Here is a 15,968-nt window from a genome sequence, read left to right as displayed (position 1 = left end):
GGAGCGTTTTTTTATTTAGCTTTGTGAGCGTTTGGATTATCTTTGCAACTGCCGTCGCTACACTTACCGTACAAATAGAGGCTGTGGTTAGTCAGAGTGACGTTGTATTTTGCAGCGATCTGTTTTTGACGTTCTTCAATAACATCGTCAGAAAACTCGATAACTTCGCCACAGTCAAGGCAAACCAAATGGTCATGGTGGTGTTGAGTTGATAGCTCAAACACCGACTTACCACCTTCAAAGTGGTGACGAGTTACTATGCCTGCATCGTCGAACTGGTTTAAAACTCGATAGACGGTGGCCAGACCGATCTCCTCTCCCAAGTCGATCAGTTTCTTGTACAGCTCTTCAGCACTGATATGTTGACACTCTGGTTGCTGTAATACTTCTAAAATTTTAAGTCTCGGTAGAGTAACTTTAAGACCCGCATCCTTGAGTGCTTGGTTGTTATCTGACATATGCTTTCCTGTTGATGATCTGTACTGGGTTAGCAGAATTCAATATTCTATTCATTATAGGGTAGTCAACGTAAACAATAAACCGTGAAGTTCAAAGGGTTAATCAATTTTTTCATAAATAAGTATAATATCACTGAAATAACACATCAGACCAGTTAGTATGGAGGGATGATTTTCTGTTCAGGAAAGGAGTCTGTGAGATGAATCGTACCTTAGCAAAGATATTTAAACCTAAAGTGGTAAAGTTTGTACTAAACTCTTGGCCTCCTTTTTGGGGAGCAGGAATCAAAATTTTATCGATAAGCCATGATTTTCGTGAAGTGAAAATGAAGCTCAAGCTACGATGGTGGAATAAGAATGCGAATAGAACTCAATACGGGGGGAGTATTTTTTCACTGACTGATCCTATCTATTCCTTAATGCTTATGGGGATTCTTGGAGAGAAGTATTTCGTTTGGGATAAAGAAGCAAGCATCAATTTCATTAAACCTGGTAATAGCGACCTTTTTGCCGAATTCTGTGTCAGTCAAAACCAGTTACACGACATCATTGAACAAACTTCGAATGGAAGTAAAAGTTTTCCTGAGTTTGTTATTTACGTTAAAGATAGAGAAGGTGAGGTTGTCTCTGAAGTGAGAAGAAGGCTGTACGTTCGTAAGAAGCCCCAATATAGAGAAGCGGCATAAAAAACCTCCCTTGGGGAGGTTTGAATAACTAAAATGCAGATTTTTTTCTAGCCTTCGAGTTCAGCTAAACACATTTCTTCGTAAACTTGCTTACACCAGTTTTCGACTCTTTCTTTGGTCAATTCTGGCTGGCGGTCTTCATCAATACAAAGTCCAACAAATTGACTGTCATCACCTTCAACTAAGCCTTTTGAGGCCTCAAATTCATAGCTGCTGGTTGATGTATGGCCGAGTATGGTGCCGCCTTTTGACTCGACGATGTCGCGTACTGTTCCCATTGCATCGCAGAAGTACTCTGCGTAATCTTCTTGGTCACCGCAACCAAAAATCGCGACGAGTTTAGTAGAGAAGTCAATTTGCTCTAGTTCTGGGAAAAAATCATCCCAGTCACATTGTGCTTCACCGTAGTACCATGTTGGAATACCGAGCAGCAGTAAATCAAAATTGTCGATATCTTCTTTACTGCTTTTAGCGATATCTTGAACGTGAATAAGTTGTTTACCCAGCTGCTTTTGAATCATTTTTGCAACCGCTTCAGTGTTACCTGTATCGCTTCCAAAAAAGATGCCTACACTTGCCATAGATTCGTACCTTTACTCATATTTGTTGTGAGAGTGGCTTTTAGCCTATACCACCACCTTCCCAGCTGAGTTGGATAATACCTTTTGCAATAAAACCCACGCAACCGAGAAATAGGACTAACCATACAATACGACGACCAAAAGGGGGAACTTTCCCCGCATTCAATACATCCTTTATCGCCATTCCGATCAAAAAGAATATCGAAGCGAAAAGGAGATCGAGGCCTATTGATTCAAACATGTTCATGTAGTCGTAAAGCATGGAATCCCTTTATGCCAAATTGTTTGAGCCGAACTATATCATTGTTAACAAGTAATGTTAACGGGCAACGTTAGCAAGTGCCTCTATCTATTTTAGGTAATGAATTTACGAATCGCACGAATAACTTCTGATGGCTTCTCAGCATGCAGCCAGTGTCCAGTATTTCCGATGACATGAGCTTTGGCATGTCTGAACTGACGTTGTACCTGAGGCTGATGCTCACTTGTCAAGTAATCAGATTCTCCTCCCTTGATAAACATCGTGGGAATGTCGGTTTTGTCAATGTCTTGCCAACCTGTGATATCACTGTAGTTATTCCATAAACTTTCAACATTGAAACGCCACATTAGGTGCTCTTCGCCACTGTACAGCGATTTACCTAAAAAAAGCCGAACACCCTCCAAGTCTATGTGTTGTGCCAGAATCTCCATCGCTGTTTTTCTATGTTTTGGTTTTTGTTCAAGAACACTTTTTAGTCCCGAGAACACATTATCATGGCGACTCACTTGGTAGGGTACAGGAGCCATATCAAGCACAATCAGTTGCTTGATTAAATTAGGAGCTAGGTCGCACAGTTTCATAGCGACTTTTCCACCCATCGAATGTCCAACTAGAATACAATCTGTTAAACCAAGATGTTCAATAACATTTTTGACATCTTGCGCCATTAATTCGTAGGTGTGTTGTTCACTATGGAAAGATTGACCATGATTTCTTAAATCTAGGCTTAATACTTGGTAATCATGCTTTAAGTCTCTGGCGAGCAGACCCAAATTATCCATACTGCCAAATAATCCATGGATCAATACTATGGTGTGACCCTCACCTTCAAGCTTATAGTTGAGTAATTGTGACATTTTTATCTTATTCATGACGGGTTAGACGTAGAGTCTGATAAAAGATCTCGTTATAATCTCCTGAGTGTAAACATAGAGATTGTGAAAAGCGAATGAAAACGATAGAGGTTGATGAGGAATTATACCGTTACATAGCCAGTCAAACCCAGCATATAGGTGAGAGTGCTTCGGATATCCTGCGTCGTCTTCTCATGAAGAACCGAGACGCTACCATAACGTCAGTTGAACAAATCGTTGTCGATACAACGGATAGTAAGCCAAAAGAAAAGCGTGTTGATAGTGTTAAGGAAATGCGCACCTTATTAATTTCTGATGAGTTCTCAGGTCTAAAAAAAGCGATTGACCGATTCATGCTCGTTCTTTCGACGCTTCATCATATTAATCCACAAGACTTTTCAGCGGCAACCCAAGTAAAAGGGCGCAAAAGACTCTATTTTGCCGATAATGAGCAAACACTGTTGGCAAATGGTAATACAACTAAGCCCAAAGCCATTCCTGGTTCACCATTTTGGGTAATAACAAACAATAACACTAGCCGAAAAAGGCAGATGATAGAGCAACTTATGGCGAGGATGAGCTACCCCACTGACTTGATCGATAAAGTAACCAATTCAATTTAAACCCTCTGTATTCGCCTTGCAGCGTAGAATATCTTCTGCAAGGCACTTACCCAAGAATAAACTAAAGGATCTCTTGTATGGCAACGCACTCACGTGCTGGCTTGCGAGCAGAACAGAAAGATCTGCCCAATATTCCGGTACTTGTTTCAAACTATTTTTTACTTGAACCTGATCCGTTAAACCCTTCACATAGTGTAGTGTTCGGTACGTCAGGACACCGAGGTTCTTCAGACAAGAGCTCGTTCAATCAATATCACATTTGGGCGATTGCTCAAGCCATTGCGGAAATTCGTAAAAAAGAAGGTATTAATGGACCTTTGTTCGTGGGGAAAGATACACATGCGCTTTCAGAACCTGCATTTATTAGTGTGGTTGAAGTTCTAATCGCTAATGGCGTGGAGGTGCGGCTTCAGGAAAATAATGGCTACACTCCAACTCCCAGTATCTCTCATGCCATACTTGAGCATAACAAGTGTGAAGACGTAAAAGCAGATGGTATTGTCATAACGCCATCGCATAACCCTCCTCAAGATGGTGGTATTAAATATAACCCCCCTCATGGTGGGCCAGCAGACGATAGGCTTACTAGAGAAATTCAACAAAGAGCGAATGAAATAATCCAAAATGGGATGAAACCAGTGGAGAGGCTTGCTTTTTCACAGGCTAGGCTTTCTCCACTTTTTGTGGAATTAGACTTGGTTACGCCATATGTTGATGACTTGGTAAATGTAATTGATATTGAAGCGATTAAAAAGGCTAATCTCAAATTTGGGGTCGACCCATTGGGAGGAAGCGGCGTAGAGTACTGGCGTCAAATTGGTCGTAAATATGACTTGGATCTAACGCTGGTCAGTGAAAGCATCGATCCCTCTTTTCAATTTATGCCATTAGATAAAGATGGTGTTATTCGTATGGATTGCTCGTCTCCTTATGCAATGGCAGGGCTTCTTGCTTTGAAAGATCAGTATGATTTGGCGTTTGGTAATGACCCCGACTTTGATCGCCATGGCATTGTGACCCCCTCTGGACTGATGAACCCTAACCATTTTCTTGCTGTGTGTATTGACTACTTATTTAAACACAGGGATTGGCATCAAGAGATTAATGTTGGCAAAACACTTGTCTCTAGTGCACTCATTGATAGGGTGGTTTCCGACTTAGGTCGGAACCTTTGCGAGGTTCCTGTTGGCTTTAAGTGGTTTGTCGATGGATTATATAACGGTCAAATTGGCTTTGGTGGAGAAGAGAGTGCAGGTGCTTCATTCTTACGAAAAGATGGCACTCCTTGGTCGACAGATAAAGATGGTATCATCTTGTGTCTACTCGCTGCTGAAATCACAGCAGTAACAGGCCTTAACCCGCAAGAATACTACCAAACATTGGCTGCAAAACATGGAGAGTCTTATTATAGCCGACTCCAAGCTACAGCTACCGGACCTCAAAAAGAGATTCTTAAAGCTCTTAACCCTGAAATGGTTGAAAGTGATTCACTCGCTGGAGAAACAATTTTACAGCGTTTGACGCATGCATCGGGAAATGGAGCTGCAATTGGCGGATTAAAAGTGTCGACCAAGAATGGCTGGTTTGCTGCGCGTCCGTCCGGTACAGAAGACATATACAAGATATATTGTGAGAGCTTTATTAGTGCTGAACATTTGCGCTTGATTGAGCAGCAGGCTCAAGAGATTGTGAATCAAGTTTTTGCAAAGGCAGGGTTATAGAGAGCTAAATACTTAGGTACGGTGTTTAACCGTTGCTGTAAAGGTAGAAGGATTGGGAGCGTTAGCCCTAATCCTTCTGGTTGTTGTGGGGCCAGTCATTGGCCACAATAAACCAAAAGTCCCCGTCTTTTGTTTGAGCATGAACAAACCTTTCGGTAGGTTTAGTTATAGGATGACTAAACTCATCTAGACCAATAGCCCACAACGACTTTTTCAATTCATATAGAGGCTTATTTATCAAATCCCATTGGTGTTGGTAACACCAATAACCCGAAATTTGCTCTTGATTTAACGTATAGCCAATACATTCTTGTGGTACGGGATCATCAGAAAATGGGTTGATATAGAGTCTACCTTGCATCAGTAAATTTTCATTAATATGGTGATAGCCTGGAAAGGCTTGTTGAAAAAGAGAATTTGAAGTCATTTTTAACTGGTGATTTAGCATATGGTGAAGCTTTTTGTCGAGTTGGTCATGTGCATTCGGCCCAAACCATGTCCCCTGATGTAAAAGGTAAAATTTTATTGCTACTTCCCAGTGTTCAAAAGTTTGAGTTAGATGATTCTTTAAGATGAAATCAATAGCACCTATGGTCTGTCCAGAGTCTGTATTTATCTGTATTTCTTCTAGTTCAAGGGCATATTGTTCGGAATTTGAAAGGATGAGGCTGCATAGGTGCTGATAAATGAAGCCTAACCTCGGGTTACCTTTATAAGCGATTTCTAGACTCTCTCTTTCTAAAGAAATATGTTTCAAATCTACGAGAGGTCTATTGTTTTCAAACAAAGAAGGGGTTGTTAAAACCCAATTTGCAAAACGTTGCAAGTGATTCATATCTGGTCTCTTTAGACAGTGAGAGTTATTATTGTAACCATAATACATTCTGATATAGCAATCATTTTCGTGAGCACTTATGAACCATCTAGAGCTAGAAACATTACTAAACACCAAATTATCTTCAGGAGCAATTAAGGACTACTGCCCAAATGGATTGCAAATTGAAGGAAAAACAGAGATAACCAAAATTGTTACTGGCGTTACTGCTTCCCAAGCGCTGATTGAAAAAGCGATTGAGCGAGAGGCTGATGCGATACTAGTCCATCATGGTTACTTTTGGAAAGGTGAACCTGAGCCAATTCGAGGGATGAAAGGCAATCGAATCCGCTCATTGATGAAGCACGATATCAACCTATATGGCTACCATTTACCACTTGATGTCCATCCTGAACTTGGAAATAATGCTGAGTTAGCACGTTTGCTTGATGTTGAAGTTAAGGGAGGGCTTGAGTCCAAGGAGCCATCGATCGCTTTATATGGTGAGCTAAAAGAGCCAATGTTGGGAACAGCTTTTGCCCAAAAAATCACAAGAGTTCTCAATAGAAAACCTCTCCACATTACTCCAGAAATCGGTGATAGTTTGATCAAGACTGTAGGCTGGTGTACTGGTGGTGGACAAGATTACATTGAACTTGCGGCTCAACATCATTTGGATGCTTTTATTTCGGGGGAAATTTCAGAGCGTACGACCTACACCGCTCGAGAGCGAAATATTCATTATTTTTCTGCAGGTCATCATGCAACGGAAAGATACGGAATTAAAGCTTTAGGTGAGTGGGTTGCCAGAGAGTTTGGTCTTGATGTTGAGTTTATTGATATCGATAATCCAGTTTAAAAGAAAAAGGGCTTAGTAAAACTAAGCCCTTTTTTATGATATTAATCTCTTTCACTGAGAGGAGAGAACTCTCTTTGTGTTTGACCCGTGTACAGCTGACGTGGGCGGCCGATACGGTTAAGAGGATCACTATGCATCTCGTTCCAGTGTGCAATCCAACCGATTGTACGGGAGATTGCGAAGATAACTGTAAACATTGAGACTGGTATTCCAATCGCTTTTAAGATGATTCCCGAGTAGAAATCAACATTTGGATAGAGCTTTTTAGAAACGAAGTATTCATCTGACAATGCAATACGTTCAAGTTCCATAGCAACATCGAGAAGAGGATCGCTGATGTTGAGCTCTTTCAAGACTTCATGACAAGTCTCACGCATTACCGTTGCTCGTGGGTCGTAGTTTTTGTAAACACGGTGACCGAAACCCATCAAGCGGAATGGATCATCTTTGTCCTTCGCTCTTGCAACGTATTCAGGGATATTGTCTACGCTGCCAATCTCCTCAAGCATCTTCAAACATGCTTCATTTGCACCACCATGAGCAGGACCCCATAGAGAAGCGATACCTGCGGCAATACATGCAAAAGGATTTGCACCAGATGAACCAGACAAACGAACCGTCGAGGTTGATGCGTTCTGCTCGTGATCAGCATGAAGAGTGAAGATTTTGTCCATTGCTCTCGCAACAACAGGATTGACTTCGTATTCTTCACATGGATTTGCGAACATCATATGCAGGAAGTTTTCTGCATAGGCTAGGTCGTTTCTTGGGTAAATGAAAGGCTGACCAATAGAGTATTTGTAGCACATTGCTGCCAGTGTCGGCATTTTTGACAACAAACGGTAAGCCGCAATTTCGCGGTGCTCATCGTTGTTGATATCCAATGAATCATGATAAAAAGCAGCCAAAGCACCGACAACACCACACATTACAGCCATTGGGTGAGCATCGCGACGGAAACCGTGGAAAAAGCTCGCGATTTGCTCATGGACCATAGTGTGACGTTTTACAGTTTTTTTGAATTGCTCATATTGTTCACGTGTGGGGGCTTCACCATAAAGAAGTATGTAACACACCTCTAAATAATCAGCGTTGTTAGCGAGCTGATCAATTGGGTATCCGCGGTGTAAAAGAATGCCTTTTCCACCGTCGATAAAGGTGATTTGAGATTCACAAGATGCAGTGGCAAGAAAACCTGGGTCAAATGTAAAGAAACCATTTGCTCCCAGTGTACGAACGTCAATTACCGGAGTGCCAAGGGCACCTTCCATAATCGGAAGTTCGACAGGCGCTTGTCCCTCAACATGAAGGGTAGCTTTCTTATCTGCCATAACAATCTCCTTTGTTTATTATTTAATCCGTCCAGGATGTTTGTGTGCGGTTTTTTTACGTGTCTTCGTTATTAAAGTCAATTTTTCTCATCCGATGTGTGCACTTGTCTGAGTTTTTTATCCGTATAAGGTGAAAAATCTGGTCTGTGTAACAAAATTTGTTGCACTTTTTGTATTAGAATGTTGCCGGCCTTATATTGGCGCCGGAAATTTTAATGCAGACCTTTCAAGTTAAGGGCTCAAAACAAATGTGAGGATGCGTTTTAGTCCTTTTATTAACATCTTATTTACAAGTTGTCCTTAGCGCACATCATGGCTAAGATTTATACAGATGTTAGCTTAGAAAGTTTGTAATTGAAATTCGTCCATAACAATAAATGCTTCAATGAGCATGAGTGAGCAAGCCCGTGAAAGAAAGAAAGTCAAGACCTGTTAACTTAGATTTACAGACTATTCGCTTTCCGATTACAGCAATAGCGTCGATTCTACACCGGATCTCTGGAGTGATTACGTTTGTCGCGATCGGAATTTTATTATGGTTATTATCCATATCACTGTCGTCCCCGGTTGGGTATGCCCAAGCTGCTAGCCTAGTTGATGGCTTCTTCGTGAAGTTTATCATTTGGGGAATACTAACCGCACTCGCTTATCACATAGTTGGTGGAATACGCCACTTACTCATGGATATGGGACACTTTGAAGAACTAGAGTCAGGTGCGATGAGCGCGAAAGTGTCGTTCGTTGCGACTATCGTTCTATCTGTTTTAGCGGGAGTCATGGTATGGTAAAACACGTTTCTTCATTTGGTCGTAACGGTGTGCACGATTTTCTTCTAGTTCGTGCTACAGCGATAATAATGACCTTATACACAATATATTTAGTAAGCTTCTGTGCATTCACTGACATCTCATATGTCTCGTGGACTCAATTCTTTGGTGGGACATTCACTAAAGTATTTACAATGCTCGCACTTGCATCCTTACTCATCCACGCATGGATAGGTTTGTGGCAGGTGTTGACGGACTACATCAAGTCAACCAAGCTTCGTGGTGGACTCCAACTCGGCGTTATTGCCGTTGTTTTGAGCTACTTCTTCTCTGGTCTATTTATATTGTGGGGTGCGTAAGTGTCTATTCCAGTTCGCGAATTTGACGCCGTAGTTATCGGCGCAGGTGGTGCAGGCATGCGTGCTGCACTGCAAATATCTGAACAGGGCCTAACTTGTGCCTTGTTATCAAAAGTTTTTCCTACACGTTCACACACTGTATCCGCTCAGGGTGGGATCACTGTTGCGCTTGGTAATTCGCACCAAGACAACTGGCAGTGGCATATGTACGATACGGTAAAAGGTTCTGATTACATTGGTGATCAAAATGCTATCGAATACATGTGTAAAAACGGACCTGAGTCAGTAATCGAACTTGAAAAGATGGGGTTACCTTTCTCTCGCTTCGACAATGGTAGTATTTACCAGCGCCCATTTGGTGGCCAATCAAAAGAGTTCGGTGGAGAGCAAGCAGCGCGTACTGCAGCGGCGGCAGACCGTACAGGACATGCCCTACTACACACTCTTTATCAACAGAACGTAAAGTACAAAACAACCATATTTTCTGAGTGGTATGCGCTAGATTTGGTTAAAAACCAAGATGGAGCGATCCTAGGTTGTACAGCCATTTGTATGGAGACGGGTGAGATTTGCTACTTCAAGTCCAAAGCAACAGTGCTTGCGACAGGTGGAGCAGGTCGAATCTATCAATCCACTACGAATGCACACATCAATACTGGTGATGGCGTTGGTATGGCGTTGCGTGCAGGTGTGCCAATGCAAGATATGGAAATGTGGCAATTCCATCCCACAGGTATTGCAGGGGCAGGGGTTCTTGTGACTGAGGGCTGTCGTGGTGAAGGTGGATACCTACTGAACAAAGATGGTGAGCGTTTCATGGAGCGCTATGCACCTAACGCAAAAGACTTGGCAGGGCGTGATGTTGTTGCACGTTCAATGATGATTGAGATACGTGAAGGGCGTGGTTGCGATGGTCCGTGGGGGCCTCATATCAAGCTCAAACTTGATCACCTTGGTAAAGACGTTCTTGAATCCAGGTTGCCTGGCATCTGTGAGCTTTCTAGAACCTTTGCACACGTTGACCCAGTCAAGGAACCTATACCAGTTATTCCAACCTGTCACTACATGATGGGCGGTGTTCCCACTCAGGTCTCTGGTCAAGCGATCAAACAAAACGCTGATGGTAGTGATTCGGAAGTTCAAGGTCTCTATGCTTGTGGCGAAATCGCTTCTGTTTCAGTTCACGGTGCAAACCGATTAGGCGGCAACTCGTTGCTCGATTTAGTCGTATTTGGGCGCGCAACGGGATTACACCTAGGTGAGACTCTAGCGGCACAAGCAGAGGCACGTCCTGCTACTGAATCAGATATCGAGGCATCTCTAGCAAGAACAATGCGCTGGGAAAACAGCACTAGCGGTGAGGACCCAGTTCAAATTCGTAAAGACTTGCAGTCATGTATGCAAAACAGCTTCTCTGTTTTCCGTGAAGGTGAAGCAATGGCAACAGGTCTAGAAGAGCTCAAGGTTATCAGAGAGCGCCTAAATGATGCTCATCTTGCAGATAAATCAACAGAGTTTAATACACAACGTATTGAGTGTCTTGAACTGGACAACTTGATGGAAACTGCATTGTCAACGGCCGTTGCTGCGAACTATCGTACAGAAAGCCGCGGTGCCCATGCACGCTTTGACTACCCAGATCGTGATGATGAGAACTGGCTATGCCATTCTATTTATAATCCGGAAACCGAAGCGATGACGAAACGTGATGTTAACATGACGCCGATTCATCGTGACGCATTTCCGCCAAAAGTACGTACATACTAGAGGAGGACCTACTTATGAAACTTAACTTCTCTTTGTACCGCTACAACCCTGATACTGATAAAAAGCCTTATATGAAGGACTATACTCTCGAGGTAGAAGAAGGTTCTGACATGATGGTGTTGGACGCCTTAATTCTGTTAAAAGAGCAAGATCCAACAATTGCATTCAGACGCTCTTGCCGAGAAGGCGTGTGTGGTTCTGACGGCTTGAACATGAACGGTAAGAACGGGCTAGCTTGTATCACCCCGTTGTCAGCACTTGGTAGTAAGAAGATCGTTATACGACCACTGCCTGGGCTTCCTGTCGTTCGTGACATGATCGTTGATATGACGCAATTCTACGATAACTACGCTAAGGTTAAACCATTCCTGATTGATGATGATGCGTTGCCACCATCACGCGAAAACTTGCAATCCCCGGAAGACCGCGCACACTTAGATGGACTGTATGAGTGTATTATGTGTGCTTGTTGTACGACGTCTTGCCCATCATTCTGGTGGAATCCTGACAAGTTTATCGGTCCTGCTGGTTTATTGGCAGCTTATCGTTGGTTAATTGACAGTCGTGACACAGCAACTGACGAACGTCTGTCAAATCTTGACGATGCATTTAGCGTTTTCCGTTGTCATGGGATAATGAATTGTGTCAGTGTATGTCCTAAGGGACTGAATCCAACGAAAGCTATCGGTCATATCAAGACTATGCTGGTTAATCGTTCGGTTTAAAAAATAGTATTAAGAAGTTGCCGGCCAATACCGGTCGGCATTAATAGCGCGGCGTAGACCGCAGCAAACGTGAAAACTACTGGTTAAGGGAAAATATGCATAACGGCGTGATGAAGGCGTGGCTCGAGTCTTCACACTTGGCTGGCGCGAATGCAACTTATGTAGAAGAACTCTACGAATTGTATCTAAGTGATCCTGACCTGGTAAGTGAGGAGTGGAAACAGGTATTTGAAGGTTTACCAAAACCTTCACAAGAGGTTGTTGAACAGCCTCACTCCCGTGTCCGCGAATACTTCCGGCGACTCGCGAAAGAGGCAAAGCATTACAATGTCCAAGTCAGTGATCCAGATGTCGACGCTAAACAAGTAAAAGTATTACAATTGATCAACGCTTACCGTTTTCGTGGTCACGAAGCGGCACAGCTTGACCCCCTCGGATTATGGCAACGCCCACATGTTGCAGAACTTGATCCAGCATTCCATAACCTTACAGATGATGACCTAGAAGAGTCTTTCAATGTTGGTTCCTTTGCTATCGGCAAAGACACCATGCCCCTGAAAGATATCTATTCGTCTCTAAAGCAAATCTACTGTGGCTCCGTGGGTGCAGAATACATGCACATTATCGACACTGAGCAAAAACGATGGATTCAGCAGAGGTTGGAATCTGTTGTTGGTCAGCCTAAATTTACAAGTGAGGAAAAACAATCATTTCTCGAAGAACTGACTGCTGCTGAGGGGCTAGAGCGCTACCTGGGTGCTAAGTTCCCTGGAGCTAAGCGTTTTTCACTTGAAGGCGGTGATGCCCTTATTCCAATGACGAAAGAGTTAATTCGTCATGCGGGTAAAAGTGGAATGAGAGAAGTGGTTATTGGTATGGCTCACCGAGGCCGTCTCAATATGCTTGTCAATGTATTGGGTAAAAAGCCTCAAGACCTATTCGATGAATTTGCGGGTAAGCATGACGAGTCTTGGGGTACTGGTGATGTTAAATACCACCAAGGCTTTTCGGCTGACTTTGCCACACCAGGTGGTGATGTTCACTTAGTTTTGGCATTCAACCCTTCTCACTTGGAAATTGTGAATCCGGTTGTTATCGGTTCTGTTCGTGCACGTCAAGATCGACTTGGAGATAGTGAGGGAAATACCGTTCTTCCTATTACTATCCATGGTGACTCTGCGATTGCGGGTCAGGGCGTTGTGGCTGAAACATTCAACATGTCACTGGCACGTGGCTACAAAGTTGGTGGTACGGTGCGGATTGTTGTCAATAACCAGGTTGGTTTTACTACCTCGAATCCAAGTGACACTCGCTCGACCATGTACTGTACCGATATTGCCAAGATGGTTCAGGCACCAATATTCCATGTTAATGCAGATGACCCAGAAGCGGTTGCTTTTGTTACTCGAATCGCACTGGACTACCGTAATGAGTTCAAGCGTGACGTAGTGATTGATTTAGTGTGTTATCGCCGACATGGTCACAACGAGGCAGATGAGCCTAATGCTACTCAGCCTCTCATGTACCAGAAGATAAAAAAACATCCTACACCAAGAAAAATCTACGCTGATGTTTTAATTGACCGTGGCGATTTCGGCATTGAGTCAACCACTCAGTATGTCAATGAATATCGAGACGCTCTTGATCACGGTGAGGTTGTCGTAAAAGAATGGCGTCCAATGACACTTCATTCTGTTGATTGGTCACCATACATTGGTCATGATTGGGATACTGATTGGGATAGCCATTACGACAAAGACCGCTTGGTCGAGTTGGGTCATCGCATTTGTCAGCATCCAGAGAGCCATAAGCTGCAAAGCCGAGTCAATAAGCTTTATAACGACAGAACAGCAATGCTCAAAGGTGAAAAAGCGATTGATTGGGGAATGGCAGAAACATTGGCTTATGGAACACTAGTCGATGATGGCAAGCGAATCCGTATTTCTGGACAGGATGCTGGTCGAGGTACCTTCTTCCATAGACACTCAGTCCTCCATAATCAAACTGACGCAAGTACTTACATACCGCTTGAAAACGTACATGATAAGCAGGGGCCATTTGAGGTCTTCGACTCTGTACTTTCAGAAGAGGCTGTATTGGCGTTTGAATATGGCTATGCGACGGCGGAGCCAGGTGGTCTTACGATTTGGGAAGCTCAATTTGGTGACTTCGCAAATGGAGCGCAGGTCGTTATCGATCAGTTCATTTCATCAGGTGAACAGAAATGGGCACGCTTGTGCGGTCTAACCATGCTTCTTCCTCACGGTTATGAAGGGCAGGGGCCTGAACACTCTTCGGCAAGGCTCGAACGTTATCTACAACTGTGTGCTGAGCAAAACATGCAGGTTGTTGTACCTTCAACTCCTGCACAGGTTTATCACATGATCCGCCGCCAAGTGGTTAGGCCAATGCGTAGACCTCTTATTGTTATGTCTCCGAAGTCTCTGTTAAGACACCCATTGTGTACGTCGACTATCGAAGAGTTAGCTGAAGGCACATTCCAGTCTGCAATTGGCGAATTGGATAACCTAGACCCAGCAAACGTCAAACGAGTCGTTCTTTGCTCTGGTAAAGTTTACTTTGACCTGCTTGAGCAGCGTCGAAGCAATGAGCAAGATGATGTGGTGATTATTCGTGTTGAGCAGTTATACCCTTATCCGTTGGAAGACGTTAAGGCGATTATCTCGCAGTACACAAACCTTGAGGACGCAGTATGGTGTCAAGAAGAACCGCAAAACCAAGGTGCATGGTACTCGAGTCAGCATAACTTCAGAGCCTCGATACCCGCCGGTATGGAATTGAAGTATGCGGGACGCCCTGCATCTGCATCACCAGCAGTGGGTTATATGTCGGTGCACTTAAAACAACAAAAAGCGCTGGTCGAAGCTGCGCTTAACGTGAACAAAAAAACTTCAGACTAAGAACTAGAAGTGAATAGGAAGAGACAGATATGACGATTGAAATTCTGGTTCCAGATTTACCCGAATCTGTTGCCGATGCAACAGTAGCAACATGGCACAAGCAACCAGGAGACGCTGTTGAGCGTGATGAAGTACTGGTTGATATAGAAACTGACAAGGTAGTTTTAGAAGTTCCGGCACCAGAAGCAGGTGTACTTGAAGCTATTATTGAAGAAGAAGGTGCGACTGTACTCTCTAAACAGCTCATTGCTAAACTAAAACCAGGCGCTGTCGCGGGAGAGCCAACTTCTGACACAACTCAAGAGTCTGAGGCGTCTCCAGACAAACGCCACAAGGCTTCTCTAACTGAAGAAAGTAGTGACGCCTTAAGTCCTGCTGTTCGTCGCCTTCTTGCAGAGCATAGCCTTGATGCGAGTCAGGTCAAAGGCACGGGAGTTGGTGGTCGCATTACTCGCGAAGATATTGAAGCGCATCTTGCAAATGGCTCAAGCGCTAAGTCTGCTGATTCAGCGCCAGTTGAAGCTCCGGCGGCTTTACGTAGTCAAAAACGTGTACCAATGACACGTTTGCGTAAAACGGTTGCTAACCGACTACTAGAAGCTAAAAATAGCACTGCAATGCTGACGACGTTTAATGAAGTCAACATGAAACCTATCATGGATCTTCGTAAGCAGTATAAAGATCAGTTTGAAAAGCGCCATGACACTCGCTTGGGCTTTATGTCTTTTTACGTAAAAGCGGTGACAGAAGCACTGAAACGTTTCCCTGAAGTTAATGCTTCGATTGACGGTGATGATATCGTTTATCATAACTACTTCGATATTAGTATGGCTGTATCAACACCAAGAGGTTTGGTTACACCTGTACTTAAAGATTGCGATACTTTAGGCTTTGCAGACATCGAAAAAGGCATTAAAGAGCTCGCAATCAAAGGTCGAGATGGTAAGCTTACAGTTGATGAGCTGATGGGTGGAAACTTTACTATTACCAATGGTGGTGTGTTTGGCTCATTGATGTCAACTCCTATCATTAACCCTCCACAGTCTGCTATCTTGGGGATGCACAAAATCCAAGATCGTCCAATGGCGGTAGATGGTAAAGTTGAAATACTTCCAATGATGTATCTTGCATTGTCATATGACCACCGCTTGATCGATGGTCGTGAGTCTGTTGGATTCCTTGTGACAATCAAAGAGCTTTTGGAAGATCCTGCACGCCTATTATTGGATGTGTAACACAT

General features: G+C 43.4%; 16 protein-coding genes. 10 read left to right on the top strand and 6 right to left on the bottom strand.

The annotated features are described in order from the left end of the window. Nucleotides 1–11: 11 nt before the first annotated feature. Nucleotides 12–458, bottom strand: a complete 447-nt coding sequence (fcrX, locus tag RH40_RS18395; RefSeq protein ID WP_009603202.1) for a ferric iron uptake transcriptional regulator FcrX — start codon at nt 456–458, stop codon at nt 12–14. Between the two features lie 200 nt (nt 459–658). On the opposite strand from fcrX, the gene RH40_RS18390 reads away from it, so the two are divergent. Beyond that, nucleotides 659–1,144, top strand: coding sequence for a DUF4442 domain-containing protein (locus tag RH40_RS18390; protein WP_009603201.1), 486 nt, complete (start codon nt 659–661; stop codon nt 1,142–1,144). Nucleotides 1,145–1,191: 47 nt separating this feature from the next. Here RH40_RS18390 and fldA read toward each other — a convergent pair whose 3' ends face one another. From fldA to RH40_RS18375, 3 genes are all read right to left on the bottom strand, one after another. Continuing rightward, on the bottom strand, nt 1,192–1,725 hold the full coding sequence (gene fldA, locus RH40_RS18385; protein WP_009603200.1) for a flavodoxin FldA: 534 nt from the start codon (nt 1,723–1,725) through the stop codon (nt 1,192–1,194). Between the two features lie 40 nt (nt 1,726–1,765). Beyond that, nucleotides 1,766–1,987 (bottom strand): DUF2788 domain-containing protein, encoded by a 222-nt coding sequence (locus RH40_RS18380; RefSeq protein WP_009603199.1) that lies wholly within the window; start codon nt 1,985–1,987, stop codon nt 1,766–1,768. 92 nt (nt 1,988–2,079) lie between these two features. Then, nucleotides 2,080–2,844 (bottom strand): alpha/beta fold hydrolase, encoded by a 765-nt coding sequence (locus RH40_RS18375; protein ID WP_009603198.1) that lies wholly within the window; start codon nt 2,842–2,844, stop codon nt 2,080–2,082. Nucleotides 2,845–2,936: 92 nt separating this feature from the next. Here RH40_RS18375 and seqA point away from each other — a divergent pair, with 92 nt between their 5' ends. Then, nucleotides 2,937–3,464, top strand: a complete 528-nt coding sequence (gene seqA / locus RH40_RS18370) for a replication initiation negative regulator SeqA (protein ID WP_009603197.1) — start codon at nt 2,937–2,939, stop codon at nt 3,462–3,464. Nucleotides 3,465–3,541: 77 nt separating this feature from the next. After that, entirely contained in the window at nt 3,542–5,185 is a 1,644-nt protein-coding gene (gene pgm / locus RH40_RS18365; protein ID WP_009603196.1) for a phosphoglucomutase (alpha-D-glucose-1,6-bisphosphate-dependent), read from the top strand. Between the two features lie 67 nt (nt 5,186–5,252). On the opposite strand, the gene RH40_RS18360 is transcribed toward pgm, so the two are convergent. Next, on the bottom strand, nt 5,253–6,020 hold the full coding sequence (locus RH40_RS18360; protein ID WP_009603195.1) for a DUF1853 family protein: 768 nt from the start codon (nt 6,018–6,020) through the stop codon (nt 5,253–5,255). 79 nt (nt 6,021–6,099) lie between these two features. Here RH40_RS18360 and RH40_RS18355 point away from each other — a divergent pair, with 79 nt between their 5' ends. Further along, on the top strand, nt 6,100–6,858 hold the full coding sequence (locus RH40_RS18355) for a Nif3-like dinuclear metal center hexameric protein (RefSeq protein ID WP_009603194.1): 759 nt from the start codon (nt 6,100–6,102) through the stop codon (nt 6,856–6,858). Nucleotides 6,859–6,899: 41 nt separating this feature from the next. On the opposite strand, the gene RH40_RS18350 is transcribed toward RH40_RS18355, so the two are convergent. Then, on the bottom strand, nt 6,900–8,189 hold the full coding sequence (locus RH40_RS18350; RefSeq protein WP_009603193.1) for a citrate synthase: 1,290 nt from the start codon (nt 8,187–8,189) through the stop codon (nt 6,900–6,902). A 395-nt stretch (nt 8,190–8,584) separates the two neighbouring features. On the opposite strand from RH40_RS18350, the gene sdhC reads away from it, so the two are divergent. The 6 genes from sdhC to odhB all read left to right on the top strand — a co-directional run bounded on the left by sdhC (nt 8,585) and on the right by odhB (nt 15,963). Continuing rightward, complete coding sequence (sdhC, locus tag RH40_RS18345) at nt 8,585–8,977, top strand: succinate dehydrogenase cytochrome b556 subunit (RefSeq protein ID WP_009603192.1); 393 nt, start codon at nt 8,585–8,587, stop codon at nt 8,975–8,977. Next, on the top strand, nt 8,971–9,315 hold the full coding sequence (gene sdhD, locus RH40_RS18340; RefSeq protein ID WP_009603191.1) for a succinate dehydrogenase, hydrophobic membrane anchor protein: 345 nt from the start codon (nt 8,971–8,973) through the stop codon (nt 9,313–9,315). The genes sdhC and sdhD overlap by 7 nt, the downstream gene beginning before the upstream one ends. Further along, entirely contained in the window at nt 9,316–11,082 is a 1,767-nt protein-coding gene (gene sdhA / locus RH40_RS18335; protein ID WP_009603190.1) for a succinate dehydrogenase flavoprotein subunit, read from the top strand. Nucleotides 11,083–11,096: 14 nt separating this feature from the next. Next, nucleotides 11,097–11,807, top strand: a complete 711-nt coding sequence (locus RH40_RS18330; RefSeq protein ID WP_009603189.1) for a succinate dehydrogenase iron-sulfur subunit — start codon at nt 11,097–11,099, stop codon at nt 11,805–11,807. A 95-nt stretch (nt 11,808–11,902) separates the two neighbouring features. Next, nucleotides 11,903–14,728: a 2-oxoglutarate dehydrogenase E1 component gene (sucA, locus tag RH40_RS18325; RefSeq protein ID WP_009603188.1), complete on the top strand. Its 2,826-nt coding sequence runs from the start codon at nt 11,903–11,905 to the stop codon at nt 14,726–14,728. 29 nt (nt 14,729–14,757) lie between these two features. Further along, on the top strand, nt 14,758–15,963 hold the full coding sequence (odhB, locus tag RH40_RS18320) for a 2-oxoglutarate dehydrogenase complex dihydrolipoyllysine-residue succinyltransferase (RefSeq protein ID WP_009603187.1): 1,206 nt from the start codon (nt 14,758–14,760) through the stop codon (nt 15,961–15,963). The last annotated feature ends 5 nt before the right edge of the window (nt 15,964–15,968 follow it).

Origin of the sequence: Vibrio caribbeanicus ATCC BAA-2122, from assembly GCF_000165125.1 — a bacterium.
Taxonomy (GTDB): domain Bacteria; phylum Pseudomonadota; class Gammaproteobacteria; order Enterobacterales; family Vibrionaceae; genus Vibrio; species Vibrio caribbeanicus.
The sequence above is the reverse complement of the archived record's forward strand: the minus strand, read 5'-3'. Positions and strand labels throughout refer to the sequence as shown.

Coding starts and splice junctions, on each gene's coding strand:
- fcrX (WP_009603202.1), bottom strand. CDS start 458: ATGTCAGATAACAACCAAGCACTCAAGGATGCGGGTCTTAAAGTTACT.
- RH40_RS18390 (WP_009603201.1), top strand. CDS start 659: ATGAATCGTACCTTAGCAAAGATATTTAAACCTAAAGTGGTAAAGTTT.
- fldA (WP_009603200.1), bottom strand. CDS start 1,725: ATGGCAAGTGTAGGCATCTTTTTTGGAAGCGATACAGGTAACACTGAA.
- RH40_RS18380 (WP_009603199.1), bottom strand. CDS start 1,987: ATGCTTTACGACTACATGAACATGTTTGAATCAATAGGCCTCGATCTC.
- RH40_RS18375 (WP_009603198.1), bottom strand. CDS start 2,844: ATGTCACAATTACTCAACTATAAGCTTGAAGGTGAGGGTCACACCATA.
- seqA (WP_009603197.1), top strand. CDS start 2,937: ATGAAAACGATAGAGGTTGATGAGGAATTATACCGTTACATAGCCAGT.
- pgm (WP_009603196.1), top strand. CDS start 3,542: ATGGCAACGCACTCACGTGCTGGCTTGCGAGCAGAACAGAAAGATCTG.
- RH40_RS18360 (WP_009603195.1), bottom strand. CDS start 6,020: ATGAATCACTTGCAACGTTTTGCAAATTGGGTTTTAACAACCCCTTCT.
- RH40_RS18355 (WP_009603194.1), top strand. CDS start 6,100: ATGAACCATCTAGAGCTAGAAACATTACTAAACACCAAATTATCTTCA.
- RH40_RS18350 (WP_009603193.1), bottom strand. CDS start 8,189: ATGGCAGATAAGAAAGCTACCCTTCATGTTGAGGGACAAGCGCCTGTC.
- sdhD (WP_009603191.1), top strand. CDS start 8,971: ATGGTAAAACACGTTTCTTCATTTGGTCGTAACGGTGTGCACGATTTT.
- RH40_RS18330 (WP_009603189.1), top strand. CDS start 11,097: ATGAAACTTAACTTCTCTTTGTACCGCTACAACCCTGATACTGATAAA.
- sucA (WP_009603188.1), top strand. CDS start 11,903: ATGCATAACGGCGTGATGAAGGCGTGGCTCGAGTCTTCACACTTGGCT.
- odhB (WP_009603187.1), top strand. CDS start 14,758: ATGACGATTGAAATTCTGGTTCCAGATTTACCCGAATCTGTTGCCGAT.